Source organism: Pseudomonas sp. LPB0260 (assembly GCF_013388395.1).
This window is the reverse complement of the sequence record NZ_CP058247.1, coordinates 1,260,993-1,286,916: the sequence shown is the minus strand read 5'-3', so window position 1 is coordinate 1,286,916 and position 25,924 is coordinate 1,260,993. Positions and strand designations below refer to the sequence as shown.

Annotated in this window: 22 protein-coding genes; 14 read left to right on the top strand and 8 right to left on the bottom strand. The window is 66.2% G+C overall.

All coding sequences use genetic code 11. From position 1 onward, the window contains the following. Window positions 1-78 precede the first annotated feature (78 nt). On the top strand, window positions 79-996 hold the full coding sequence (locus tag LPB260_RS05575; protein WP_208707717.1) for a hypothetical protein: 918 nt from the start codon (window positions 79-81) through the stop codon (window positions 994-996). Window positions 997-1,008: 12 nt separating this feature from the next. On the opposite strand, the gene LPB260_RS05570 is transcribed toward LPB260_RS05575, so the two are convergent. Next, window positions 1,009-3,897: an EAL domain-containing protein gene (locus tag LPB260_RS05570; protein WP_208707716.1), complete on the bottom strand. Its 2,889-nt coding sequence runs from the start codon at window positions 3,895-3,897 to the stop codon at window positions 1,009-1,011. Window positions 3,898-4,119: 222 nt separating this feature from the next. Here LPB260_RS05570 and uvrD point away from each other — a divergent pair, with 222 nt between their 5' ends. The 4 genes from uvrD to LPB260_RS05550 all read left to right on the top strand — a co-directional run bounded on the left by uvrD (window position 4,120) and on the right by LPB260_RS05550 (window position 9,134). Then, complete coding sequence (gene uvrD, locus LPB260_RS05565; protein ID WP_208707715.1) at window positions 4,120-6,309, top strand: DNA helicase II; 2,190 nt, start codon at window positions 4,120-4,122, stop codon at window positions 6,307-6,309. Window positions 6,310-6,352: 43 nt separating this feature from the next. Beyond that, on the top strand, window positions 6,353-7,447 hold the full coding sequence (locus LPB260_RS05560; RefSeq protein ID WP_208707714.1) for a TRAP transporter substrate-binding protein: 1,095 nt from the start codon (window positions 6,353-6,355) through the stop codon (window positions 7,445-7,447). A gap of 112 nt (window positions 7,448-7,559) precedes the next feature. Beyond that, entirely contained in the window at window positions 7,560-8,138 is a 579-nt protein-coding gene (locus tag LPB260_RS05555; RefSeq protein WP_208707713.1) for a TetR/AcrR family transcriptional regulator, read from the top strand. Between the two features lie 156 nt (window positions 8,139-8,294). Continuing rightward, window positions 8,295-9,134, top strand: coding sequence for a Tim44 domain-containing protein (locus LPB260_RS05550; protein ID WP_208707712.1), 840 nt, complete (start codon window positions 8,295-8,297; stop codon window positions 9,132-9,134). A 148-nt stretch (window positions 9,135-9,282) separates the two neighbouring features. On the opposite strand, the gene LPB260_RS05545 is transcribed toward LPB260_RS05550, so the two are convergent. Continuing rightward, a complete protein-coding gene (locus LPB260_RS05545) occupies window positions 9,283-9,753 on the bottom strand; it encodes an aminoacyl-tRNA deacylase (protein WP_208707711.1) in 471 nt (156 codons plus the stop codon). Window positions 9,754-10,009: 256 nt separating this feature from the next. On the opposite strand from LPB260_RS05545, the gene LPB260_RS05540 reads away from it, so the two are divergent. The 5 genes from LPB260_RS05540 (at window position 10,010) to LPB260_RS05520 (ending at window position 15,543) form a co-directional block, all read left to right on the top strand. Then, a complete protein-coding gene (locus LPB260_RS05540) occupies window positions 10,010-10,420 on the top strand; it encodes an SMI1/KNR4 family protein (RefSeq protein ID WP_208707710.1) in 411 nt (136 codons plus the stop codon). A 249-nt stretch (window positions 10,421-10,669) separates the two neighbouring features. Further along, window positions 10,670-13,231, top strand: coding sequence for an autotransporter outer membrane beta-barrel domain-containing protein (locus tag LPB260_RS05535; RefSeq protein WP_208707709.1), 2,562 nt, complete (start codon window positions 10,670-10,672; stop codon window positions 13,229-13,231). Window positions 13,232-13,732: 501 nt separating this feature from the next. Continuing rightward, entirely contained in the window at window positions 13,733-14,491 is a 759-nt protein-coding gene (locus LPB260_RS05530; RefSeq protein WP_208707708.1) for an SDR family NAD(P)-dependent oxidoreductase, read from the top strand. Between the two features lie 104 nt (window positions 14,492-14,595). Continuing rightward, the gene (locus LPB260_RS05525; RefSeq protein ID WP_208707707.1) at window positions 14,596-15,078 is read left to right on the top strand and encodes an acyl-CoA thioesterase; all 483 of its coding nucleotides are present in this window, start codon (window positions 14,596-14,598) and stop codon (window positions 15,076-15,078) included. A gap of 84 nt (window positions 15,079-15,162) precedes the next feature. Next, entirely contained in the window at window positions 15,163-15,543 is a 381-nt protein-coding gene (locus LPB260_RS05520; protein ID WP_208707706.1) for a DUF3301 domain-containing protein, read from the top strand. 44 nt (window positions 15,544-15,587) lie between these two features. Here LPB260_RS05520 and LPB260_RS05515 read toward each other — a convergent pair whose 3' ends face one another. Next, window positions 15,588-16,460, bottom strand: a complete 873-nt coding sequence (locus LPB260_RS05515) for an alpha/beta fold hydrolase (protein ID WP_208707705.1) — start codon at window positions 16,458-16,460, stop codon at window positions 15,588-15,590. A 103-nt stretch (window positions 16,461-16,563) separates the two neighbouring features. After that, window positions 16,564-17,526 carry a GTP-binding protein gene (locus tag LPB260_RS05510; protein ID WP_208707704.1) on the bottom strand — a complete coding sequence of 321 codons (963 nt, stop codon included), beginning with the start codon at window positions 17,524-17,526 and terminating at the stop codon, window positions 16,564-16,566. 109 nt (window positions 17,527-17,635) lie between these two features. Here LPB260_RS05510 and LPB260_RS05505 point away from each other — a divergent pair, with 109 nt between their 5' ends. Continuing rightward, window positions 17,636-17,989 (top strand): NADH:ubiquinone oxidoreductase, encoded by a 354-nt coding sequence (locus tag LPB260_RS05505; RefSeq protein ID WP_208707703.1) that lies wholly within the window; start codon window positions 17,636-17,638, stop codon window positions 17,987-17,989. A 12-nt stretch (window positions 17,990-18,001) separates the two neighbouring features. On the opposite strand, the gene LPB260_RS05500 is transcribed toward LPB260_RS05505, so the two are convergent. The 3 genes from LPB260_RS05500 to dksA are packed head-to-tail and all read right to left on the bottom strand — an operon-like array spanning window position 18,002 to window position 20,245. After that, complete coding sequence (locus LPB260_RS05500) at window positions 18,002-18,646, bottom strand: DUF1826 domain-containing protein (RefSeq protein WP_208707702.1); 645 nt, start codon at window positions 18,644-18,646, stop codon at window positions 18,002-18,004. Then, the gene (gene zigA / locus LPB260_RS05495; RefSeq protein WP_208707701.1) at window positions 18,646-19,854 is read right to left on the bottom strand and encodes a zinc metallochaperone GTPase ZigA; all 1,209 of its coding nucleotides are present in this window, start codon (window positions 19,852-19,854) and stop codon (window positions 18,646-18,648) included. The genes LPB260_RS05500 and zigA overlap by 1 nt, the downstream gene beginning before the upstream one ends. Further along, window positions 19,847-20,245, bottom strand: coding sequence for an RNA polymerase-binding protein DksA (gene dksA, locus LPB260_RS05490; protein WP_208710064.1), 399 nt, complete (start codon window positions 20,243-20,245; stop codon window positions 19,847-19,849). The genes zigA and dksA overlap by 8 nt, the downstream gene beginning before the upstream one ends. A 103-nt stretch (window positions 20,246-20,348) precedes the next feature. Between dksA and folE2 the strand changes: the two genes are divergently transcribed. From folE2 to LPB260_RS05475, 3 genes are all read left to right on the top strand, one after another. Beyond that, window positions 20,349-21,245 (top strand): GTP cyclohydrolase FolE2, encoded by an 897-nt coding sequence (folE2, locus tag LPB260_RS05485; RefSeq protein WP_208707700.1) that lies wholly within the window; start codon window positions 20,349-20,351, stop codon window positions 21,243-21,245. Window positions 21,246-21,379: 134 nt separating this feature from the next. Continuing rightward, window positions 21,380-23,272, top strand: a complete 1,893-nt coding sequence (locus LPB260_RS05480) for a DUF294 nucleotidyltransferase-like domain-containing protein (RefSeq protein ID WP_208707699.1) — start codon at window positions 21,380-21,382, stop codon at window positions 23,270-23,272. Continuing rightward, window positions 23,269-24,006 carry a 3'-5' exonuclease gene (locus LPB260_RS05475; RefSeq protein WP_371926112.1) on the top strand — a complete coding sequence of 246 codons (738 nt, stop codon included), beginning with the start codon at window positions 23,269-23,271 and terminating at the stop codon, window positions 24,004-24,006. The genes LPB260_RS05480 and LPB260_RS05475 overlap by 4 nt, the downstream gene beginning before the upstream one ends. Window positions 24,007-24,075: 69 nt before the next feature. Here LPB260_RS05475 and LPB260_RS05470 read toward each other — a convergent pair whose 3' ends face one another. Continuing rightward, complete coding sequence (locus LPB260_RS05470) at window positions 24,076-25,737, bottom strand: BCCT family transporter (protein ID WP_208707698.1); 1,662 nt, start codon at window positions 25,735-25,737, stop codon at window positions 24,076-24,078. Window positions 25,738-25,924: the final 187 nt, after the last annotated feature.

Here is a 25,924-nt window from a genome sequence, read left to right as displayed (position 1 = left end):
TTCGGTCGCCACGGCTTGCATCATCCCGAGCAGCTGCTATCGCTAAGAGAAGGACTCACCTAGCGAAGGGACTTCGCCATGTTCAAATATCCCCTGATCGCGCTCCTCGCCCTGCTCCTGCTCACTTCCGGCTGCATGCTGGACCGTTCCGGCCTCGGCGGCGCACCGGGCGCGTTCGGCGTGCGCCCGACCCTGGCCTGCCCGGGCGACAGCGTGCTGATCGACTGGGACCTGCAGGTCCGCGCCGACCCCGGTTTCTGTCGCTTCGCCAACGGCAACACCCCCAGCCTGCAGAGCTGCAGCAGCTCATCCGATTGCGCCAGCGGCGCCTCCTGCGTGGACGGCCAGTGCAATGCCTGCGCGGCTATCGTCAATGTGCGTAACCGCACCACCGATTGCGCAACACCCAGCAACGCCGGCTGCCTGCCCAACATGAACGCGCGCCTCGAACTGACCCCCGAGCCGACTCCGCCTCTGGAGCGGGCCAGCGATATCTGGAACGAGCACCGCGGCGAACGCCAGTTCGTGGTCGAGCAGACCACCCGCATCGGCTTCTTCAGCGAGGTGATCGACATCGACGGCCAGCGCGCCGGAATACCCGGTTCGCTCGGCCGCTTCGATGCCGGCGCCACCGTGGTGGTGGTCGATCCCAACCTGACCCGCACCTCGCCCCACCCCTACGAGTGCCGCGGTACGCCGTTCTGGGCCGGCACCGTGCTGGAAGAACTGTTCGCCGGCGCCTCGGACAGGCTGCGAGTGGTCGCGGTGCGCAACCCCAACAGCTTCGCGGTGGAGGTCAGCGGTCTGACCCCGACGCCCCTGATCTTGCCGGCCCGGGCCACCCAAGGACTCGACCTTGCGATTCGTGGCCGCGTCGACGCACGCCCCGACCCCGCGCACCTGGCAACCCTGCCGCCGGTGATGTGCACGGCGGTGCAGGATAACGGACGTTACCCCGATGCCCCCCTGGAACTGACTGTCGGCTGCCTGCCGTGACCTCGGCGCGGCTCAAGCCTGCAATGTGACCGCCGCCTGCTCGCTCAGCAGGCGCGCGAACGCCTCGGCGGGTACCGGCTTGCTGATCAAATAGCCCTGGATCTCGTCGCAATGCTGGGCCTTGAGGAAGTCCATCTGCGCCTGGGTCTCCACCCCTTCGGCGACCACCTTGAGCTCCAGGCCGTGGGCCATGGCGATGATCGCCCGGGTGATCGCCGCGTCTTCGCCGCCGATCGCCAGGTCGCGGATGAAGCTCTGGTCGATCTTCACGTAATCCACCGGGAAGCGCTTGAGGTAGCTGAGCGAGGAGTAGCCCGTGCCGAAGTCGTCGATCGCCAGCTTGACCCCCAGCTCGCGCAACTGCTGGAAGGTGGCGATGACGCTCTCGACGTTGTCCAGCAGCTGGCTCTCGGTCAGCTCCAACTCCAGGTTGTGCGCGGCCAGGCCGGTGTCCTCCAGCACCTGGCGCACCAGGCTGGTCAGGTTGCCCTTGCGCAGCTGATGCACCGACAGGTTGACCGACACGCGCAGGTCGGCCAGGCCCTGCCGCTGCCACTCGCGCGCCTGCTGGCAGGCCTGGCGCAGGACGAACTCGCCGATCGGCGCAATCAGGCCGGTTTCCTCGGCCAGGCCGATGAACTCGCCGGGCGGCACCAGGCCCAGGCTCGGGTGGCGCCAGCGCACCAGCGCCTCGGCGGCCTTCACGCTGTCGTCGGCCAGGCACAGCTTGGGTTGATAGAACACCTCCAGCTGGCCTTCCTCGATCGCCTTGCGCAGCTGGTTCTCCAACTGCAGGCGCTCCAGGGTGCAGGCCTGCAGGTTGTCGGTATAGAACTGGAAGGTGTTGCCGCCCAGGTGCTTGGCATGCTGCATGGCCATGTTGGCCTGGCTGATCAGCGCGGAGATCTCCCGCGCGTTGTCCGGCAGCAGGCTGATGCCCACCGAGGCGCTGACCACCAGCTCCTCGCCGCCGACCAGCAGCGGCAGGCGCAGCTTGGCCAGCAGACGGCTGGCCATGCGCGCCAGGCTCGACAGGCTGCCGTAGGAATCGAGCAGCACGGCGAACTCGTCGCTGGACAGCCGCGCGATGGTGTCCGCCTCGGGCACGGCCTGGGCCAGGCGGCGACTCATCTGCCGCAGCAGCTGGTCGGCCAGCTCGTGACCGAGGCTGTCGTTGAGCAGCTTGAAGCGGTCCAGGTCGATGTGCAGCAGGGCCAGGCTGCGGCCGCTCTGCCGCGCGCGCTGGCTGGCCTCGTGCAGGCGCTGCTTGAACAGGCTGCGGTTGGCCAGGCCGGTAAGCTCGTCGTAATGCGACAGGTAGCGCAGGCGCTCCTCGGTCTCGCGCCGCGCCGACAGGTCGGCGAAGAAGCCGACGATGTGGCTGGCCTGGCCCCTGCCGTCGCGCACCACCTTGAGCTGCAGCCACTGCGGATACAGCTCGCCGTTCTTGCGGGTCTCGATCAGCTCGCCCTGCCAGCTGCCGACCGCCTCCAGCTCGAGGCGGATCATCTGGTACTGGCGGCGCGACTCGCGGCTGCCGATCAGGGTCGCCACGCTCTGGCCGACCAGCTCGTCCTGGCGATAGCCGGTGACCTGGCGGAACGCCTGGTTGACCGCCAGCAGGCGGTAGTCCGGATCGAGGATGACGATGCCTTCGCTGGCCGCCTCGAACACCGTGGCGGCCAGGCGCTGCTGTTCTTCCTGGAGCTTGCGCGCGCTGATGTCGCGGCGGGTGCCGAGCATGCGCAGGACCCGGCCCCTGGCGTCGCGCTCCACCGCGCGGCCACGGTCCTCGATCCACACCCAATGGCCGTTGGCGTGCTGGATGCGGTACTCGATCTGGTAGCCGTCGCTGCGGCCCTTGAAGTGCTCGACCAGGGCGCGGCGCAGCAGCGGCAGGTCGTCCGGGTGCAGCCGCGGCTTGAGGTCGCGCAGCATGATCTGCACGGCTTCCGGCTCCAGGCCGAAGATCTCCTTGAGGTGCGAGTGGTGCACCTCGTCGCTCTCCAGGTTCCAGTCCCACAGGCCCAGCTCGCTGGCCTCCAGGGCCAGGGCCAGGCGCGCCTGGCTCTTGCCCAGGGCCTGGGTGGCGGCGTCCAGCTCCAGGGTGCGCTCGGCCACGCGCACTTCCAGCGCGCCGTGGGCCTCACGCAGCTCGTGCTCGGCGCGCCAGCGCTGCTCGACCTCCCGCCCCAGCTCGGCATTCAGCCCCTCGGCCTGGCGCATGGCGTCCTCGAGATTGTCGATCAGCGCCAGGTTCTGAAAGCGCTGCAACAGGCTGCGCTGCAACAGGCGGTTGACCTGCCAGGCCACCACCAGCAACGCCAGGGCCAGGATCGAACCGACCAGGCCCCAGCCGCGCAGCAGCTGGTGGTCGCTCAGCAGCAGGTAGCCCAGGGTCGGCACCAGGCAGGGCAGCACGAAGGTCAGGAAGGCCGGCAGGCTGACCGCATAGGCGACACTGGCGGAGAGGATCGCCGCGGAGAGCAACCCCAGGAGCAGGGCCTGCTGGAAGAACTCGTCGGGCGGCACCAGGACGATGGCGGCGAAGGCCAGGGTCAGGCCGGAGACCCCGGCGCCGACGAGAAAGCGCCAGCGCCAGTGCGACTGGGCCTGGGCCTCGGCCGGCGCGGCATTGAAGGCGGTCACCTGGACCAGGCGCAGCAGCGCCAGCAGCACCAGCCAGACCAGCCAGACGCTCAGCAACAGGCGGTTGTGCGGCGCCCACAGCAGGAAGACACAGGCCAGGCCGGTGAGCAGCATCAACAGGGTCGGCACCCGCGAACCGTGATAGAGCAGGCGGGTGCGCTCCACGGCGATATCGGTGGCGAACGGGCGACGGCTGGGGCTGCCCTCGTCCAGCGGAGGCTGCGTGACGGCGGCATGTGTGGTGGCGGTCATAGGCGATGTTCTTGTAGTGGTTGCCTAGGCGTCGGCGGAGCATACCCGAGGCAGACGCCTGGCCCAACCGTCCGCTGCAGCCATTTCGTCGGTTGCAAGAGCGACTTTGGTCGTGGCCAGAGGCCCGACACGGCACCCGGCCTGGTGACCAGCCGGTCGTCCACGCCAGCCCGACATGCGTCGCGGTTTGCCCTGCCTGGCCCCGCCCCCTAGAATGCCGCGATGCATGACGACCTCTCGCTTCTCCTCAATTCCCTCAACGATGCCCAACGCCAGGCCGTAGCCGCCGGCCTGGGCCGTCAGTTGGTCCTGGCCGGCGCCGGCTCCGGCAAGACCCGGGTGCTGGTGCACCGCATCGCCTGGCTGATCCAGGTCGAGCGTGCCTCGCCGCACAGCATCCTGTCGGTGACCTTCACCAACAAGGCCGCCGCCGAGATGCGCGCGCGCATCGAACAGATGCTCGGGATGAATCCGGCCGGCATGTGGGTCGGCACCTTCCACGGCCTGGCCCACCGCCTGCTGCGCGCGCACTGGCAGGAAGCCGGGCTGGCCGAGAACTTCCAGATCCTCGATTCCGACGACCAGCAGCGCCTGGTCAAGCGGGTGATCCGCGAGCTGGGCCTGGACGAGCAGCGCTGGCCGGCGCGCCAGGCTCAGTGGTTCATCAACGGGCAGAAGGACGAGGGCCTGAGGCCGAACAACATCCAGCCCGGCGGCGACCTGTTCCTCGCCACCATGCTGAAGATCTACGAAGCCTACGAGGCGGCCTGCGCCCGCGCCGGGGTCATCGACTTCTCCGAGCTGCTGCTGCGCGCCCTGGACCTGTGGCGCGACAAGCCCGGCCTGCTCGAGCACTACCAGCGGCGTTTCCGCCACATTCTGGTCGACGAGTTCCAGGACACCAACGCCGTGCAGTACGCCTGGCTGCGCCTGCTGGCCAAGGGCGGTGACAGCCTGATGGTGGTGGGCGACGACGACCAGTCGATCTACGGCTGGCGCGGCGCGCGGATCGAGAACATCCAGCAGTTCTCCGACGACTTCAAGGACGCCGAGGTGATCCGCCTGGAGCAGAACTACCGCTCCAGCGCCGGCATCCTCAAGGCCGCCAACGCGCTGATCGCCAACAACCAGGGGCGCCTGGGCAAGGAGCTGTGGACCGAAGGCGGCGACGGCGAACCGATCAGCCTGTACGCGGCGTTCAACGAACACGACGAAGCCCGCTACGTGGTCGAGACCATCGAGGACGCCCTGCGCAAGGAAGGCCTCAAGCGCAGCGAGATCGCCATCCTCTACCGCTCCAACGCCCAGTCGCGGGTGCTGGAAGAGGCGCTGCTGCGCGAGAAGATCCCCTACCGCATCTACGGCGGCCAGCGCTTCTTCGAGCGCGCCGAGATCAAGAACGCCATGGCCTACCTGCGCCTGCTCGACGGCCGCGGCAACGACGCGGCGCTCGAACGGGTGATCAACGTGCCGGCGCGCGGCATCGGCGAGAAGACCGTCGAGGCGATCCGCGAATACGCCCGCGCCCATGAGGTCTCGATGTGGGAGGCGATCCGCCTGATGGTCGCCGCCAAGGCCCTGCCGGGAAGAGCCTCTGGCGCGTTGGCCGGCTTTATCGAGCTGATCGAGAACCTGGCCGCCAAGGTCCTGAGCATGCCGCTGCACCTGATGACCCAGACGGTCATCGAGCAGAGCGGGCTGATCGCCTACCACAAGGCGGAAAAAGGCGAGAAGGCCCAGGCGCGCATCGAGAACCTCGAGGAACTGGTCAGCGCCGCGCGGGCCTTCGACAACGACGAAGACGACGAGCTGTCGCCGCTGCAGGCCTTCCTCAGCCACGCCTCGCTGGAGGCCGGCGACACCCAGGCGGCGGAGAACGAAGACAGCATCCAGCTGATGACCCTGCACAGCGCCAAGGGCCTGGAATTCCCCCAGGTGTTCCTGGTCGGCATGGAAGAGGGCCTGTTCCCGCACAAGATGAGCCTGGAAGAACCCGGGCGCCTCGAGGAAGAACGACGCCTGGCCTACGTCGGCATCACCCGCGCCATGCACAAGCTGGTGATCACCTACGCCGAGACCCGCCGCCTGTACGGCAGCGAGACCTACAACAAGGTGTCGCGCTTCGTCCGCGAGATCCCGCCACAACTGATCCAGGAAGTGCGCCTGTCCAACAGCGTCAGCCGCCCCCTGGGCGCGAGCAGCCGCAACATGAGCGGCGCCAGCATGTTCGCCGGCAGCGCCGTACCGGAAACCGCCTTCAGCCTCGGCCAGCGCGTGCAGCACTCGCTGTTCGGCGAGGGCACCATCCTCAACTTCGAGGGCGCCGGGGCCCAGGCCCGGGTCCAGGTGAACTTCGAGAACGAAGGCAGCAAGTGGCTGATGCTCAGCTACGCCAAGCTGCAAGCGCTTTAACAAGACCAACAACCACACCACCGCGCAATTGGGGAGATATTCGATGAACCGCCGTTTCCTGTTCGGCGCCGCTGCGGCGCTGCTCGCCGCCATCGGTCTGGCCGGCTGCAATGACGAAAAAGCCACCACTGAGCAAGCCGCGACCGAGCAAGCACAGACCTATCAATGGAAGATGGTCACCGCCTGGCCGAAGAACTTCCCTGGCCTGGGCACCGCCGCCGAGCGCCTGGCCGAGCGGGTCGCGACCATGAGCAACGGCCGCCTGACCATCAAGGTCTACGCCGGTGGCGAACTGGTGCCGCCGCTGGAGGTGTTCGATGCGGTGTCGCGCGGCACCGCCGAGCTCGGCCATGGCGCCGCCTATTACTGGAAGGGCAAGGTACCGGCGGCGCAGTTCTTCACTGCCGTGCCGTTCGGCCTGTCCACCCCGGAGATGAACGCCTGGCTGAGCAAGGGTGGCGGCCAGCAGCTGTGGGACGAGGCCTATGCCCCCTTTGGCGTGAAGCCACTGGCGGTGGGCAATACCGGCATGCAGATGGGCGGCTGGTACAACAAGGAAATCAACTCCCTGGATGACCTCAAGGGCCTGAAGATCCGCATGCCGGGTCTCGGCGGCGAGGTGCTCAGCCGCCTCGGCGCGACCACCGTGAACCTGCCCGGCGGCGAGATATTCACCGCCCTGCAGACCAACGCGATCGACGCCACCGACTGGGTCAGCCCCTACAACGACCTGGCCTTCGGCCTGCACAAGGCGGCCAAGTTCTACTACTACCCGGGCTGGCAGGAGCCCCAGGCGGTGCTCGAGCTGCTGATCAACCAGAAGGCCCTCGACAGCCTGCCGGCCGACCTGCAGGCGATCCTCACCGAGGCGACCCGCGCCGCCAACCAGGACATGCTGGACGACTACGTCTACCACAACGCCATGGCCCTGGATCAGCTCAAGCAGCAGGGCACCCTGCTCAAGCGCTTCCCCGACGAGGTGCTGCAGGCCATGCAGTTCCAGTCCGAGGAAGTACTCGGTGAGCTGGCCGCACAGAGCGAGCTGAACGGACGCATCTGGGCCTCGATGAAAGCCTTCCAGGCCCAGGTCGCCCAGATGCACCAGCTGTCCGAGAAGGAGCTGTACAACTGGCGTTGAGCGCACCCGCGCCTGACTGCCACACCATGCAAGCGGAGCCTTCGGGCTCCGTTTGTCGTTTCCGCCCTGCCCCTCTGCGCGCCCGGCCCATACTCTGAAACGAGGTGAGCCGATGAAGAAAACCACCGTCACCGCGCCGAAGATCCTCGACGCCGCGCTGGAACTGGCCGATGTCTGCGGTTGGGAGCGCCTGCACCTGTTCGACGTCGCCGCCCAGTTGGGCGTCGGCCTGGACAGCATCGCCCTGCACTACCGGGAGAAGGATCAACTGGTCGAGGCCTGGTTCGACCGCGCCGACCACGCCTTGTTGACCCGGGCGACGGCCGCCGACCTGATCACCCTGGACCCGGCCAGGCGCCTGGAAGAACTGCTGATCGCCTGGCTCGACTGCCTCGCCGCCCACCGTGAGGTGACCGGGCAGATGCTGCTGTACAAGCTGGAACCCGGGCACATCCACCTGCAGGTGCTCGGCCTGCTGCGCGTCAGCCGCACCGTGCAGTGGTGGCGCGAGGCGGCGCAGCGCGAGGCCATTCACCTGCATCGGGTCGCCGAAGAGAGCCTGCTCAGCGGCGCCTACCTGCGCACGGTGCTGCACTGGCTTCGCCACCCCGACGAGGAGCCGGCCGAGCTGCGCGCCTACCTGCGCCGGCAGCTGCGCATCGGCCCCTTGCTGATGCTGTTGCGGCCCTGAACCTGATTCGGCGCCTCTCTGCGAGCCCCTAGCGCGATGGCCAGCGGCGGCGGAACCGACAATAGGCAAAAGTCCGAAACACTCTGCGGCTGGCCTTAATCGCCCTGGCCGTGCAAGATGCCGTGCAGCGTTCCAACCACCAAGAGACGACCGATCATGCAGCGTTTCCTCAGCATCGCCCTGGCCATGTGCCTGAGCCTGGGCCTTACCATGAGTTTCGAAGCCGAAGCCAAGCGCCTGGGCGGCGGCAAGTCGTTCGGCTCCGCGCCGAGCCACCAGACTCGCCAGGCTGCGCCACAAGGCCAGTCGGCCGCCACCGCGCCGACCGCCGGTCGTCAGCCTGCCGCTGCCAGCGGCGCCTCGCGCTGGCTCGGCCCACTGGCCGGCCTGGCCGCCGGTGGCCTGCTGGCCTCGATGTTCATGGGTGACGGCTTCGAAGGCCTGCAGATCATGGACATGCTGATCTTCGGCCTGATCGCCTTCCTGCTGTTCCGCTTCCTCGCCGCCCGCCGCCGTCAGGCCCAGCCGGCCATGGCCGGTGGCGCGCCCTACCAGCGGGAAATGCCGGCCGCCGCCAACCCGGTGTTCGGCGGCGGCAGCGCCGCGATCAAGCCGGTGATCAACGCCCCGGCCTGGTTCAACGAGCAGAGCTTCGTCAGCGCCGGCCGCGAGCACTTCCTCAGCCTGCAGCAGCACTGGGACGCCAACGAGATGGACAAGATCGCCGAGTTCGTCACCCCGCAGCTGCTGGACTTCCTCAAGCGCGAGCGCGCCGAGCTGGGCGACGGCTTCCAGTCGACCTACATCGACAACCTCGACGTGCAGCTGGACGGCGTCGACGACATGAGCGACAAGACCGTGGCCACCCTGACCTTCAGCGGCGTGTCGAAGACTTCGCGCTTCGACCAGGGCGAGGCCTTCAGCGAAAGCTGGCGTCTGGAGCGTGCCGTCGGCGACAACCAGCCGTGGCTGGTGGCGGGCATCCGCCAGAACTGACCGGTTCCCGGTACAGCGCGAACCCCAGGCCTGCCTGGGGTTTTTTATGTCCAGGCGTCAGCGCCGGCCAGCCTGCTTCTTGCCTGTGCCATGACGGCGCCGACAGGCGATGGAGCGACGCCGATAGTAGATCGGCGGCCGCGGCGCCTCAGGCCTGCGGGCACAGCTCGCAGACTTCGGCACGGGGCACCAGCTTGAGAAACTGCTCGGTGCTCATGTGCACCAGGCTCTCGTGATCGCCGGCCTCGAAGTAGATGTCCTGCTGGCGGGTCAGCAGCGGATCGACCCGCATGTTCATCCCGTAGGGCTCGCCAACCGCCGGCACCGCACCGAGCTCGCAGTCCTTGAACAGGCCGGCGATGTCCGCTTCGCTGCTCAGCTGCCAGAGCTCGTCGCCCTTGCAGACCATGCTCATGTCCAGGTGACGGTTGGCCGGGAGCACGGCCATCAGGTAGTGCCCCTTGCGGTCGTCGAGGATCACCGGCTTGGCCAGACGCTCGGCCGGCACGCTGGCGACTCGCGCCGATTCCAGGCTGCTCTCCGAATGCGGGTGGGGCACGATATCGAATTTAATCTGCGCTCGCTCCAGGCTGCGCTGGACTGTTGCTGCCATATGCATGATGCACCTCCGGTTCACGCCCGCGCTGCGGGCTGCAAATGAGCGACCGGCTCATGCTTGAATTCTAGTTGCCGGGGCCCCATCAGGCAGAACACTTGATGCTAGCAGCGGCCGCCAACAGCAGTTACGGGCCTATGCGCGCGAAGGCATTGGCCCGCCGCCCGGACCAGGGGTGAGCACGGACACCGACTGTGCTTTATCCTCGCGGCATCGGCTGCTGTATAAAGCCCATCCCCATGCATGAGGACCTGTTGTCGTGGAAGAAGTGATCGATCAGCTGCGCGAATTGAACGAGCCGGTACCGGTGCCGTTGGAACTTCCGGACGAGGAAACCCTTGTGGATATCCAGGAACAGATCCTCATCCACCTGCCCTATGCCCTGCGCGAATTCCTGCTCACCGTCAGCGACGTGGTCTACGGCCGCCTGGAGCCGGTGACCGCCGCCGACCCGCAGTCACACACCTACCTACCGGAAGTCGCCGCCACCGCCTGGTCCCTCGGGGTTCCGCGAGAGTATGTGCCGCTGTGTGAAGACCAGGGCAACTACTACGTCGTGGAAGAAGACGGCACCGTATTGTTGTGGGAGGCCGACACCGGCGAGATCAATGAGGATGAATCCTGGGAGTCGGTGTGGCACTGGGTCCGCGACGTCTGGCTGGAGAGCTGAGCGGCTCAGCAGTCAGCAACTGGTACAAGGGGGTAGCAGGCAACGGGCCGTCGGTTGCCCGGCCTCCAAGCGAGGGTCCAGACAGCACAGAAAATTTCCGGATGGCAGATATCAAATGGCCATATTTTTGGCTACTATCCGCGCGCTTTGTCCGGGGCGTCTCGCCACTAGGCCTGACAACCGACGCAACCCTCCACAGATGCCTCGCACGGAAGCGATTGAAAACGATCTCGCACCCAAGGATGAACAATGCCGTCTGTCTCTTTCTGCAAGACCCTCCTCGCCCTGGCCGTGACCGGCGCAGTCACGCCGGCCCTCGCGATAAGCCTTTCTCTCACCAACCTCGGGATCGAGCTAAACGAGGATAGCTTCAACGAAAGCGTCGAAGTCATCGGTGCTTTTACCAGCAGCAACAGCGACCAAGATGCGATCGAACTCAACAGCATCGACATCGACGGCGACCTTATCCTCAACGCCACAATCGATGCCTACGGCGATAACGCTGGCGGCCTGGGTCTGGGCCTGACCAATGACGCGACGCCAGTGCCGTATATTAGCGGCAGCCTGATCAACAAGGGCAGCATCTCGGTCACCGGCGGTGGCGCCGCCGCCATGCTTTTGGATCCCGCAAACATCGAAGGTAACCTCGTCAACCAAGGCATCCTGAGCGCCACTGGTGGCGTGCATTGGGGCGAAGGCGTCCGAGCGCTCGAGTTCTCCGGCATGTCTCAGATCAGCGGAAACCTGATCAACACCGCCAGCGGTAAGATCCTGGCGGAGGGCCAAAAGGCCAAGGGGATGCTGCTGATGGGCAGCGATCTTGAAGGCAAACTGATTAACCACGGCCTGATCCAGGCCATTGGTGAAGATGCCCGCGCTATCGATGTAACCGCTACAGAGTCGGCCACTCTCGTCATGCCTTTCTTCATGGGCGAAATCGAAAACAGCGGCCGAATCATCGCGCTGGGTAAGAACTCGATTGGCCTGCTGCTCGACGGTATGACATACGACAGCAACGAACAAACTCATGTGAGCAACACCGGTTCGATCGAAGGGCAAGGCGCCGCTATTCAAATCGGCACTTTCAGCATCGAAGGCGGCACAGCTCGCTCTCCGCTGCGAATCGCCAACAGCGGCGTCATGTCTTCCCAGAGTCGCGCCATTGATGCAAGCGAGGCAAGCGGCCCGGTCTATCTGACCGCAACTGGCGGCAGTATCACCGGCAACCTAATCGACCTGAGTAATATCGAAATTTACGGCAATGTGACCTTCACTGGCAGCGACAGCGAAGACGCCCATATCCGCATGAAGGATATGGCACACAGCGGTTGGATCGATGTTGGCAGCACCTCCGACAAGCGCGTCGGTCATTTCGAGCTGGGCCTCCCCCATACCCGCCTGGACGGCAACATCTATGTCGCCGGTAACTCCTCGCTTGGTCTGAACCTGAGCCGCACAACCGACCCGAGCAAGGCCATTTTGGATGTCGCTGGCACGGCTGAGTTCGCCCAAGGGGCGCTAATCAAACTGGCTGCCCAGGGCAGCGACTTCAGCGCTCAGGCCAAAGAATACAAGCTCATCAAAGCCGGCGCCCTCGAGCACAATGGCCTGTCGGTGACCAGTAGCTCGGCCTTTCTGAATGTCGATAGTTTTGTGGCACAAGGCAACGAGGTGACCGCCAAAGTCAGCACCAAGAGCTCTGTCCAGGTAGCCGAAGCCATCAGGCAGACAGGTGCCACCGGCAACGCGCAGGTCGCTACCGCGAGCTTCGTCACTGGTATGAATCAGCTGGCCCTGAGCAACCCGAACGATCCGGTGCTGCAAGCCTTTATTGCTGCCGGTAACGATCCGGTAAAGCTGGCCAAGCTGGCCGAACAGTTGCAGCCACAGAATACCGCTGGCGCGGTTCAGGCAGCGGCAGGCAGCCAGAACAAGGTGGCAGGTGCCACTGGCGCGCGCAGCAGCTCCACTCGCGGCATGGCGTCGGGTGACGCCTTTAAGGAAACCGGTGTCTGGCTCCAGGGTCTGCACAGCGAAGCCAACCAAGACCTGCGTGACGGCGTGGCGGGCTATACGGCTCGCACCGACGGCGTCATTGTCGGCGCCGATGGCAAGATCGACGACCGGACCACACTTGGCGTGGCCTACAGCTACCTCGACAGCCGCGTGAACGGCGATAACGGAAACACCACCCAGGTGGATAGTCACGCCATCACCCTGTACGGGGGCTATAGCGAGGGCAACGTCTTCGTCGATGCCAGCGTGACCGCCGGTTTCAACGACAACGCGAGCAAGCGCCAGATCGCTACCACGGTTGCCAAGGGCAATTACGACACTAATCTGCTTGGCCTCAATCTGATGGCTGGTTACGCCTACCCCCTGAGCAGTGCGTTGCTGGTCGAACCACGTCTTGCCGCACGCTTCAGCCAGATAAAAATCGACGGCTACAGCGAGTCCGGCTCGTCGGCCGCGCTGAAAGTTGATGGCCAGACACATGAGGCGGCAGAACTCGGTGCTGGTGTGCGTCTGGCAGGCAACATGGATGCAGGTCAGGGCACGCTGGTTCCCGAGATCAGGCTGATGGCATACCACGACTTCGGCGCCGACAAGAGCGAGAGCACCTCCAGCTTCGTGCTCGGCGGAACACCGTTTTCCACCTCCGGCGCAAGGCCAGCACGCGACAGCTATGAAGTTGGCATCGGCGCGGACTACAGCCTCGGCGCGCTGACAGTAGGCGCCAGCTACGATCGCCTGGAGAAGAGCGACTACGCGTCGGACACCTTCACGGCCAAAGTTCGCTACAACTTCTAGGCATGAAGTGCACAAGCTTCGGCCCGCGCTCGCGGGCCAGAGTTTGGCTGTAGGCACTCACCAGTCGACGATACCCGCCTACCCCAGCAGGCGGCACAATTTCCCCCGGATGCTTGGCGCTCCTGCCAGGCCCCTTTCGAAATCACAAGTCCGCGTCTACATCGAAGGCCATGGCGACAGCGCCAACTGAGCAAGCAGCATCGGCCAAGTTGAACAAGCCTAGGTCAACGCATTGGGTATCTGAATGTCCCGCCTTATAGTCTGTGGCACAGCGCGCGAAGCCTAAGCATTGACACAACCGGAACCGCGAACAGATGATGTGCTGATAATCGAACATTTCGTTCAAAATAATATGGCTCCCTGATCGCAAGAATTTGAAACAGCGAGCGCCTACTCGACGCAGCAGTTCACCCCCCAAGGAGGCTCGCCCGGCCAGCCAGGCGACGCTAAGTGCTTGCACTTTCCTAGACTTGATTGAATTTAGCCCAGGAGGACCGCCCCATGAGCACGCCCGTTATCCTCATCACCGGCGCCGCCGGCGGCCTCGGCCGCGCCATCGCCAAGCGCTTCTCGCAGAGTCACTGGCGGGTCACGGCCACCGATGTCGACAAGGGCGGCCTGCATGCGCTCAATGGCCAGGTGCCACTGGATTTCAGCAGCACCGCCGACCTGCGCAGCGCCGACAACTGCCATGAACTGATCGCCAAGGTGATGGCCAGCACCGGGCGCCTGGACGCGGTGATCAATGCCGCCGGGGTCTGGCGCGAGGGGCCGGTGGCGCAGTTCAGCGAAGAGGATTTCGACCTGGTCATGGGCGTCAACCTCAAGGCCGCCTTCTACCTCAGCCAGGCGGCCATCCCGCACCTCAAGGAATTTCGCGGCTGCATCGTCAATATCGCCAGCGACGCCGGACGCCAGGCCTATCGCGGCTCGGCGGCCTACTGCGCGAGCAAGGCGGCGCTGGTGATGCTGAGCAAGACCCTGGCCCTGGAGCTGGCCGAGCACGGGGTGCGGGTCAATGCGGTGTCGCCCGGCGATATCGCCACGCCGATGCTCGACTACCAGGCCGAGCGCTACGGCAACGGCAACCCCACGGCCTACAAGCGCGAGCTGCTGAGCCTCTACCCGCAGGGCCGGGGGGCGCGCTTCCTGCGTCCGGAGGAAGTCGCCGAGATGGTCTGGTACCTGTGCCAGCCCCATGCCGAGGCGATCACCGGCGCCGACCTGGCCATCGACTTCGGGCTTTCCGCCGGCAAGTAGGCGCAGACGGCTCGGCCGCGCCCGGACTTGCCCAGCTCGAGCGTGACCCGCGGTCCCCCTGATTCGTTCAGAAGGGTATCCCCTCAGCCACACAGAGCCCAACCATGGAAGCCGGAAACGCCCAGCTGTCGATGACCGTACTGATGACCCCGGACATGGCCAATTTTTCCGGCAACGTGCACGGCGGCACCCTGCTCAAGTACCTCGACGAGGTCGCCTACGCCTGCGCCAGCCGCTACGCCGGCTGCTACGTGGTGACCCTGTCGGTGGACCAGGTGACCTTCCGCGAACCCATCCACGTCGGCGAGCTGGTGACCTTCCACGCCTCGGTCAACTACACCGGCCGCAGCTCCATGGAGATCGGCATCAAGGTGGTGACGGAGAACATCCGCGAGCGCTCGGTGCGCCACACCAACAGCTGCTTCTTCACCATGGTCGCAGTGGACGAAAAGGGAAAGCCCATCGCGGTGCCGGTGCGCCAGCCGCAAACCGTCGAGGAGCAGCGGCGCTTCGCCCAGGGCCGGCAGCGCCGGGCGATTCGCCAGGAACTGGAGCAGCGCTACCAGGAGCTGAAGGACGAGGACTGAGGCCACGGCCAAGACAGCCACCCCGGCACCCTGGCAGAATGCGGGCTATCCGCAGCAGATGCACGCGGCTACCTGGAGCTCACCATGCTGACCCTCGGCAATATCTTCGTCCTGATGCTGCTGGCCACCGCCGGCGCCTGGCTGTGGCACGCCCACGGCCTGCGCGAGCGCGCCCTGGCCCTGGTCAAGCAGCACTGCGCGAAGGCCGAGGTCGAGCTGCTCGACGGCAATGTCGCCCTGCGCAAGATCACCCTGCTGGCCGACGCCCGCGGCCGCAAGCGCCTGGCGCGGGTCTATGGCTTCGAGTTCACCGTCACCGGCGAACAGCGCCATGTCGGCAGCATCGTCATGTTCGGCCAGCACCTCGGGCGCATCGAACTGGAGCCCCATCCATTCAACGCCCCGCCGCCGGACAATCCCCAGGTGATCGAGCTGGAGCGCTGGCGCCGCGAGCGCGAGGGCTGAGGCGCGCACCTTCCGACCAAGACAGCGCAGCGCCCTGGACCACTTCAGGGCACGAGAAATGCGAGCACCCGCTCGGCGCAGTCATCGGGCTGCTCCTGCATGAAGCAGTGGCCGCCCTGGACCACCTGGGCGTGGACATGAGCATTGCTGGCGCACCAGCGCGCCACCGACTTGGCGACGAAGGGATAGCTGGCCTGGCCATAGAGCACCTGGGTCGGCGTCACCACCTTGGCCAGCGACGGCCACAGGCGCTTGGGGAAGGAGGAGAAGATGTCCGCCTCGCGGCTCGGCCGGCATTTCAGCTCGACGCCTTCCTCGGTGTCGCGCAGGGCATGATTGATATAGGCCTCGAACGCCGCCTCGGTCCAGCCGCGGAACATGCCGCGGCCGTGCAGGGCGGCATGGGCGGCGAGGCGATCCGGCCACTTTTGGCGCCGCTTGCGCGCCTTGCTGGCCAGGGTGTTGCGCTGACTCAGGCCAACCACATCGGACAGCGCCATGACGCCGATCATCGCCGGGGTGAACAGCACCGGATCGAGCAGCACCGCGCGCTGGAACAGCTGTGGCTGCTGGGCCAGCATCAGGCCGGTCAGCACGCCGCCGAAGCTGTGTCCGGCGGCGAAGGCCGGCACCTCGGCAAACTGCTCACGCCCGGCGGCGAAAGCCTCCAGGGCCAGCTCGGCGCTGCGGTTCCAGCCGTGGAAACGGCCGCCGTGGTCGCTGTCGCCATGCCCCTGCACATCGCACAGCCACAGGTCGAAATCCTCGGCCAGGCGTTCCAGCAGCGGCTCATAGACCCGCCCGCAATAGCCGTTGCCATGCAGGAAGTGCAGCAGCGGCTTGCCCGAGGGCGGGCTGTTCCAGCCACGCAGGGTAAAACCGGCGGAACAGGCGTGGGACCAGGACTCTAGATGCATGGCTGTATTCGGCGGTGGGAACGACGGGCAAGCTTATCAGGCCGGCGCGGATGACCAATCGGTTCTGCTTGTCGGCTTCGGCGCCGCCGACAAGCCGTGGACACTAGCCCCTGCAGGCGGCCATGGCCTGACGCAGCGCGTCGACGTCCTGGGGGGCGGCGAAGATCAGCTCCAGGCGCGAGTCCTTGCGCCAGGCGCTGGCCTGCCAGCGCAGCGGCTGACCGTCGAGGGCGTTGGCCGAGCACCAGCCAGCGTCGCTGTGCAGCACCAGCTTGGCGCGGCGCCAGGATAGGGTCGCCAGCCACTGTTGCACGGCGCGCTGGGCGAAGCGCTGGCTCGGGTGCCAGGACCAACCGATACTCCAGCCCTCGGGCAGCGCCTGGACCTGGCAGATCGGCTCGGCAGGCGTGCGCCAGATGCGCGGCAGCGGCGCAGACGCTTCCGGCAATCCCGCCAGATCGCCGCCGTCCGACACCTCGCGGGCATATCCGGGCAACTGCGCCAGGTCCAGCGCCGCCTGGCTGGTCCAGTGCAGCGCGCACGCGGGTAGCTGGGCCTGCACCCTGGCCCTGGCCGCCTCGTCCAGGTCCTCGGCCTTGTTCAGCAACAGCAGCCCGGCACTGGCCAGCGCCGCCTGCTGGCTGTCCGCCAGGGCCTGACCGGCGGCCAGCGCCGCAGCGTCCAGCACCAGTACCGGGGGCTGCACGGCCAGGACCCCGGCCCAGGGCGGCTGGCGCAGTTGTTCGAGGAGCAGCACGGGATGGCCGAGGCCGGAGGGCTCGATCAGCAGGCGCTGCGGCCGGGCCTTGCGCAGCAGGCGACCCAGCCCGACCTGGAAGGGCACGCCGTTGACGCAGCACAGGCAGCCGCCGGCCACCTCGCCGAGGGCCACGCCCAGGGCGTCGGTTTCCAGCAGGGCGGCATCCAGGCCGATCTGGCCGAATTCATTGATCAGCACCGCCCAGCGTTCATGGGCCGGCCGCTGCGCCAGCAGCTGGCGAATCAGGCTGGTCTTGCCGGCCCCCAGGGGGCCGCCGATCAGGTGCGTGGGGATGTGCTTCAGCATGGGCCTATGGTGCGGTCAAAGGGCCGGGAGGAGAAGCCCCGGCGTGCTGCGCAGACGCGGAAATCGCGTCGTGCTAGAGTCGCCGGCATCTTCACCGGGAGTCGATTCGATGCGTCGTCTAGCGCTGCTGAGCCTCTGCGCCCTGTCCACCCTGGCCTGGGGCGAGGCCTGCGTCATCCACAGCCAGGCCGAGCGCCTGGACGTCAAGGTCTGCCAGCAGAACCGCAGCATCCCGCCGCAGCTGTTTCGCAACGGCTTCTGCCAGCCGCAGCTCAAGGGGCAGAAGGTCGAAGTGGCCTTCGTCGAGCAGTGCCCGATGGGCGCCTTCGGCGTCTGCCGCAATGCCAGGGTCGGCGGCACACCGTACCAGCAGGATATCCACTACTACGGCGTGAGCAGCGACGCCACCTACCTCAAGCCCTTCTGCGAAGGGCAGAACAAGGGCGTGTGGATGGCCCGCTAAAGGCCGGCCCGACTACGCCAGCCAGTCCAGGGTCAGCAGCAGCCGACGCTCGCCACCGAGCGGCTGCGGCGAGCGGTGGATCAGCCCACGGCCCTCGTTACCCGACCATTTCTCGCCCTTGGCCAACAGCACATGCCCGGCCTGGCTGCCGTTGATCAGCGCCGGGTCCTGCGGCTCCGCGTTGGGATCGCCCAGCCGCTGGCGCAGCATCGCGCCTTCCGCCAGCCACTGACTGCCCGGCCCCGCATAGCTGGTGATCAGCCGCACGGGCACATGGTCGACGTGAAAGCGCGGGCACATCGCCCGGTCCAGCGCACGCAGGCGCAGGCCGATGCGCCTGGCATCGAACAGGCAGGCGAAGGCGCCGACCAGCCAGGCAATATCGGCCAGACAGACGGCCTGACCCGGCAGGTCGCTGTACTCGGCAAGCAGGCCGGTCAGCTCGGGCTGGCTCTCGCTGGTCGCCAGGTCGAGGACCAACGTCTGCCCCAGGGCATGCCCCTGGGCCAGCAGCAGGCCGGCGAAGTCGGCGATCTGCGCCGGCAGGCGACGCTGCCAGATCGCCAGGTTGACCTCGTCGCGCAGCACTTCGGTGAGCACCTCCAGCTGCTCGCCGAGCATCTGGGTGGGCGGCTGTCGATACAGGAGCGCATGCATCAGGCGGCGTCCTCCTCGACCCAGGGACCGAAGGGGTCCGCCAGGCTGGTCCAGGACTGCTCGCCCTGGGCCATTTCCGTGTCGTCGAGCAGGCAGGCGTCCAGCTCGGCATGCAGCCGGGCGAAGTCGATGTGCTGGCCGATGAACACCAGCTCCTGGCGACAATCGCCGACATCCGCCTGCCAGTTCTGCATGATTGCCTGCAGCCCCTGTTCATCCTCTGGCCACTGGCTTTTCGGCACGAAGCGCCACCAGCGCCCGGCAAAACCGTGGCGCATCAGGCCACCGGCCTGGGACCAGCTGCCGGCTTCGCGCGGCTTGCTCGCCAGCCAGAAGAAGCCTTTGGAGCGTAACAGCCGGCCATTGCTCCACTCGCGGCCGAGGAAGTCGAAGAAGCGCTGCGGGTGGAACGGACGACGCGCGCGGTAGGCGCTGGAGACGATGCCGTACTCCTGGCTTTCCGGCACGTGCTCGCCACGCAGTTCCTTGAGCCAGCCAGGCGCCTGGGCCGCACGCTCGAAATCGAAACGCCCGGTGTTGAGGACCTTTTCCAAGGGCACCGCGCCCATGCTCATCGCATGCACCTCGGCATGGGCATTGAGGCTGCGCAGGATGGCCGTCAGCTCTTCACGCTCGGCCTGGCTGATCAGGTCGATCTTGCTGATCAGGATGACATCGGCGAACTCCACCTGCTCGATCAGCAGGTCGGTGATCGAACGCTGGTCCTCCTCGCCGAGGGTTTCGCCACGGCTGCCCAGGTCTTCGGCCTCATGGTAGTCGCGCAGAAAATTCAGCCCGTCGACCACGGTGACCAGGGTGTCGAGACGCGCCAGGTCGGCCAGGCTCTGGCCCTGTTCGTCACGGAAGGTGAAGGTCTCGGCCACCGGCAAGGGTTCGGAGATGCCGGTGGATTCGATCAGCAGATAGTCGAAGCGCCCCTCCGCCGCCAGCCGCGCGACTTCCTTGAGCAGGTCTTCGCGCAACGTGCAGCAGATGCAGCCGTTGCTCATCTCCACCAGCCGCTCCTCGGCGCGGCTCAGGCTGACATCGCGCTGGACCTCGCGGCCATCGATATTGATCTCGCTCATATCGTTGACGATCACCGCGACCTTGAGCCCCTCGCGGTTCCTCAGCACATGGTTGAGCAGGGTGCTCTTGCCGGCGCCGAGAAAGCCGGACAGCACGGTTACGGGTAGACGGTTATCCATTGGGGGTTCCTCGCACATCACGGATATGGCGTTCGCGTTGTTCCTGACGCTCCTTGGCCTCGACGCAGAGGCTGGCGGTGGGCCGCAGCAGCAGGCGGCGCAAACCGATCGGCTCGCCGGTCTCGCTGCACCAGCCGTACTCGCCGCGGGCCAGGCGCTCCAGGGCTTCGTCGATCTTGTCCAGCAGCTTCTTCTCGCGCTCAAGCTGGCGCAGCTGCCACTGCCGCTGCTCCTCGGCACTGCCAAGGTCGGCCGGATCGCTGGCCTGCTGCTGTTCGCGCAGCTCACCGAATTCCTCGTCGATGCGTCGTTGCAGTTCACCGCGCTGCACGATCAGGCGCTGGCGGAAGAACGCCTTCTGCGTGTCGTTCATGTAGGCACTGGCGGGCATGGCGAGCAGTTCGGATTCGCTGAGCACGGTCGGGTCTCGTCAGGGTTGCATCTTTTATCTGTTATAACATAACACTTTAGTTCACAACCATTCCGGAAATACGATGACCGACCTCAGCCTGCCCGATATCGCCGCCCAGACCAGCCCCCGGGCTCTGCCCACCTTGGATTTCGTCGGCATGCAGCAGATAGCCTTGCCCGTATTGTTCGCCGGCAAGCCGCTGGACTGTCGGGTGGACGCCGGGGTCAGCCTGGACGATGCCAATGCGCGGGGCATCCATATGTCGCGCCTGTACCTGGCGCTGGAGGCCCTGGAGCAGCAGGAGCTGAGCCTTCCGACCCTGCAAGCGGTGCTGCGCCAGTTCCTAGGCAGCCACGCTGGCCTGTCGCAACGTGCCTATCTGAACCTGCGCGGTGAACTGCTGCTCAAGCGCCCGGCGCTCGTCAGCCCGCTGGCCGGATGGAAGGCTTACCCGCTGGCACTCAACACCCGCCTGGACGACACGGGGTTTCACGTGGAACTGCAGCTGACGCTCGGCTATTCCTCGACCTGCCCGTGCTCGGCGGCGCTGGCGCGGCAACTGATTCAGCAAAAGTTTCTCGCGGATTTTGCCCAAGGACCGCTCGAGCATGCCGACATAGTCGCCTGGCTTGGCGCTTCCAGCGGCATCCTTGCCACCCCCCACAGCCAGCGCAGCGAGGCGCGCCTGCAGCTGTGCCTCGAGCCGACGCTGGAGACCCTGCCAGTGCTTCGCCTCGTGGATGCTGCCGAAGCGGCACTGGGTACCGCCCTGCAGACGGCGGTCAAGCGCGCCGACGAGCAGGCCTTCGCCCTGGCGAACGGGAAGAACCTGATGTTCTGCGAGGACGCCGCTCGCCGCCTGCACCAGGCGATGCGCGAGCAGCACGGGATTCGCGCTTTCACCCTGCAAGTGATCCACGCCGAGAGCCTGCATGCCCACGACGCGGTGGCCAAAAGCCGCTGGGACGGACAGGCATGAGCCACTGCCGGGCCCGGCAATGAAGGGCCCGCGGACCGGCCAGCAATCTCGCGTCGGCGCAGCGCAGCAGGCACAATGACGCAATAGCGGTTAAGGTCTTGCCTTGACCCGAGACATCAGCCTACGAGGAGCGCATGCAGGTCGAACAGATCGAAATTCGCGACCACCTGAGCCGCCATGCGCCCTTCGATGCGCTGCCGGAGGAAACCCTCGACGAGATCGCCCGCCAGGTGGAGGTCGGCTACTTCAAGGCCGGCAGCGACATCCTCAGCTACGGCGCGCCGATCGAGGATCTGCACTACATCCGCAGCGGCGCGGTGGAGATCTACCGGCGCAACGGCGAACTGTACAACCGCCTGGCCGAGGGCGAAGTGTTCGGCCAGTTCGGCCTGCTGCGCGGGCACAAGGTACGCCTGCCGGCCCGCGCCATCGAAGACAGCCTGATCTACTTCATCCCCGGCGCCATGTTCGAGCAACTCTGCGAGGCGAATGACGCCTTTGCCGACTTCGTCGAAGCCGAGGGCGTGTCACGCCTCAAGCCACGCGAGGCGCCCCAGGGCAACGCCACCGAGCTGATGAGCACGGAGGTGCGCAAGCTGATCACCCGGCGCACCGTCAGCGTGCCCCTGGGCACCTCGGTGCAGGACGCCGCGCGGATGATGACCGAGCACGGCGTCTCCTCCCTGGTGATCTTTGGCACCAAGGCCGCCGGCGACAGCGGCCCGACCCAGGTTATGGCCGGCATCACCACCGACCGCGACCTGCGTACCCGGGTACTGGCCGAGGGCCTGGCCCTGGACACGCCGGTGGACCAGGTGATGTCACCCGATCCGATCACCATCCAGGCCGAGGACTCTGTGTTCGAGGCGATGCTGTGCATGCTGCGCAACAACATCCATCACCTGCCGGTGGTGCACCGCCAGCGGCCGGTCGGGGTGATCAACCTCTCCGACATCATCCGCTACGAATCCCAGAGCAGCCTGTACCTGGTCAACAACATCTTCAACCGGCAGTCGGTGGCGGAGCTGCAGGGCCTGCTGCCGGACCTGCGCGCGACCTTCCTGCGCCTGGTCAACGAACAGGCCAACGCCCATATGATCGGCAGCGCCATGTCCGGCATCGGCCGCAGCCTGACCCAGCGCCTGCTCGAGCTGGCCGAGCAGGAGCTCGGCCCGCCACCGGTGCCCTACTGCTTCCTGGCGCTGGGCTCGATGGCCCGGGATGAGCAGCTGATCGTCACCGACCAGGACAACGCCCTGGTGCTGGACAACCGCTTCGACCCGCGGGTGCACGACGAGTATTTCCTCAAGCTGGCGACCTTCGTCAGCGACGGCCTGGCGGCCTGCGGCCACAGCTATTGCAAGGGCGGGATCATGGCCACCAACCCCAAATGGCGCCAGCCGCTGCGGGTGTGGAAGGGCTATTTCACCCAGTGGATCGAACGCCCCAACCCGGAAACCCTGCTCAACGCCTGCATCTTCTTCGATCTGGACAGCGTCTATGGCGAAGCCGCGCTGGCCGAAAGCCTGAAGGCGCTGCTGGCGGAGAAGGCCAGCAGCAACCCGCTGTTCCTCGCCAGCCTGGCGCGCAACGCCCTCAACCGCACGCCGCCCCTGGGTTTCTTCCGCACCTTCGTGATGGAAAAGGATGGCCAGCAGAACAACATCATCAACCTCAAGGGCCGCGGCACCGCGCCGCTCACCGACCTGATCCGCGTGCATGCCCTGGCCTGCGGCTCCAAGGCGCAGAACTCCCTGGAACGCCTGGACGCCATCGCCGAGACCAAGCTGCTCACCGAAGAGGCCATCACCCAGCTGCGCTATGCCCTGGAGTTTCTCTCCATCGTGCGCATACGCCACCAGGCCATGGACATTCAGGAAGGCCGCGAGCCGGACAACTACATCGAGCCGGAGCACATCTCCGCCGCCGACCGGCACAGCCTCAAGTCGGCCTTCCAGGTGCTGAGCAATGCGCAGAAGTTCCTGCGCTTCCGCTATCCGGGACAGGAAGCGGGGCGGCCACTGTGAGCCTGCCAGGCACCCTGCTCAGGGACGGCAAATCGAGCATCCCCGACTGGCAGAACATCCTCGGCGAACTCGCGGCCAAAACCCGTGATGAACGGCTATCGCGCTTCTATAAGGCAGGCACCGTAAGCGCGGATACGCCGCTGGAAGACGTACCTCTGCTGGCCCTGGACGTGGAAACCACCGGCCTCGACAGCCAGCGCGATTCGATCGTCAGCCTCGGCCTGGTGCCGTTCAACCTGCGGCGCATCCGCTGCGGCCAGGCGCGCTACTGGGTGGTCAAGCCGGCGTGCGAGCTGAGCAGCCAGTCGGTAACCTTCCATCACATCACCCATTCGGACATCCGCGACGCACCGCCGCTGGCCAGCGTGTTCGACGAACTGCTGGCCGTCATGGCCGGCAAGGTGATGGTGGTGCACTACCAGCGCATCGAGCGCGGCTTTCTCGATCAGGCCATGCGCCAGCTGATCGGCGAAGGCCTGCATTTTCCGCTGATCGACACCATGCAGCTGGAAGCCCGGCTGCACCGCGGCAAGCATCGGCCCGGCTGGCTGGACCGGATGATGGGCCGCAAGCCGGTGTCGATCCGCCTGGCCGACAGCCGCCTGCGCTACGGCCTGCCGCTGTACCAGGCACACCATGCCCTGACCGATGCCCTGGCCACCGCCGAATTGCTGCAGGCCCAGGTGGCGCGAATGGACGCCGGGAGCATCGCGGTCGGCGAACTCTGGCAATGAAAAAAGGCGCACCCGCCTGGGTGCGCCTTTATCGGTAGCGCGTGCTAGCGAACAGCCTCAGCTGCCCACTCAGCGCGGCTCGGACATCAGTCCCTTGACGATGGAGATACAGCCGACCAGCAGCACGATGGTGAAGGGGAAGCCAGCGGACACCGCCATCGCCTGCAGGGCCACTAGGCCACCGCCGAGCAGCAGGGCGATGGCCACCACACCCTCCAGAATCGCCCAGAAGGCGCGCTGCGGCACCGGCGCATTGACCTTGCCGCCGGCGGTGATGGTATCGATCACCAGGGAGCCGGAGTCCGACGAGGTGACGAAGAACACGATCACCAGGACGATACCGACGAACGAGCTGATCTCGGTCAGTGGCAGCTCGCCGAACATGGCGAACATCTTCAGCTCCAGCGCGGCATCCTGCACCCCGGTGAAGCCATCACCGAGCAGTTGGCTGAGCGCCGTGCCGCCGAAGGCGGTCATCCACAGCACCGATACCAGCGAAGGCACCAGCAACACTGCGATAAGGAACTCGCGCACGGTACGGCCGCGGCTGACGCGGGCGATGAACATACCGACGAACGGCGACCAACTGATCCACCAGGCCCAGTAGAAGGCGGTCCAGCCCTGGCTGAAGTTGGCATCTTCGCGGCCGATCGGGTTGGATAGGGCTGGCAGGTTGACCAGGTAGCTGCCCAGATTGCTGAAGAAGCCGGTGATGATCGCCAGGGTCGGACCGACCACGATGATGAACAGCAGCAGCAGCGCCGCCAGCACCATGTTGATTTCCGACAGGCGCTTGACCCCCTTGTCCAGGCCGGCCATCACCGAGACCAGGGCGATCGCGGTGATACCCACCACCAGCAACACCATGCTGGTGTCGTTGGACTGGATGCCGAACAGATACTCCAGCCCGGCCGATGCCTGCTGCGCGCCGATGCCAAGGGAGGTGGCTAGGCCGAACAGGGTGGCAAGCACCGCGAGGATGTCGATGAGGTGCCCCGGCCAGCCCCAGACCCGCTCACCGAGCAGCGGATAGAAGATCGAGCGGATGCTCAGCGGCAGGCCCTTGTTGAAGGAGAACAGTGCCAGGGACAGGGCGACGATGGCGTAGATCGCCCAGGGGTGCAGGCCCCAGTGGAAGATGGTGGCGGCCATGCTCAGGCTGGCGGCGGCCTGCTCGTCGCCGGCCGCGGCACCCAGGGGCGCCCAGTCGGTGCGTACACCGTCCTCGCCGACACTGGTACCGCCCAGGGACGAGCCGTAGTGCGACATCGGCTCGGCCACGCCATAGAACATCAGGCCGATACCCATGCCGGCAGCGAACAGCATGGCGAACCAGCCTTTGTAGGTGTAGTCCGGGGTGGCTTCCTTGCCACCCAGGCGCACCCGGCCCAGCGGCGAGAAGATCAGGCCGACGCACAGCAGCACGAAGATGTTCGCCGAACCAAGGAAGAACCAGGCCAGGTTGCTGGTCAGCCAGTTGCGCAGGGCGGTGAACAGCGGCTCGACCTCGCTCTGCAGGGCCAGGGTCAGGACCACGAACAGCACGCTGAGCAGCGCCGAGATGGTGAACACCTTGCCATGGATGTCCAGGTTGAAGAGGAAGCGACCCTTGATGTTGTCCTGGCCGATGACATAGTCGGTGTCGATCAGGTTCGCTGCCCCGGTCGGGGCTGGAATGCTATCCAGGCTCTCTGCTGGCGGGGCTTTCCCCTGCGCAGGATCTTTTGCCATGTGACGTGCTCCTTTTTTGTTTGACTCGCAGATAGACGCAAACACTGGGCTGCGCCCTGCACGTTTCGACCGATTTTCAGCTCGGCTGCCCATAAGCGTAACAGCCCAGCCGACACCCTGCCGGTCCGAACGCGGCACGCCCCTAGGCGCAGGCGTCAGATCTTGCCGCCTGGCCCCCGGTTGATGC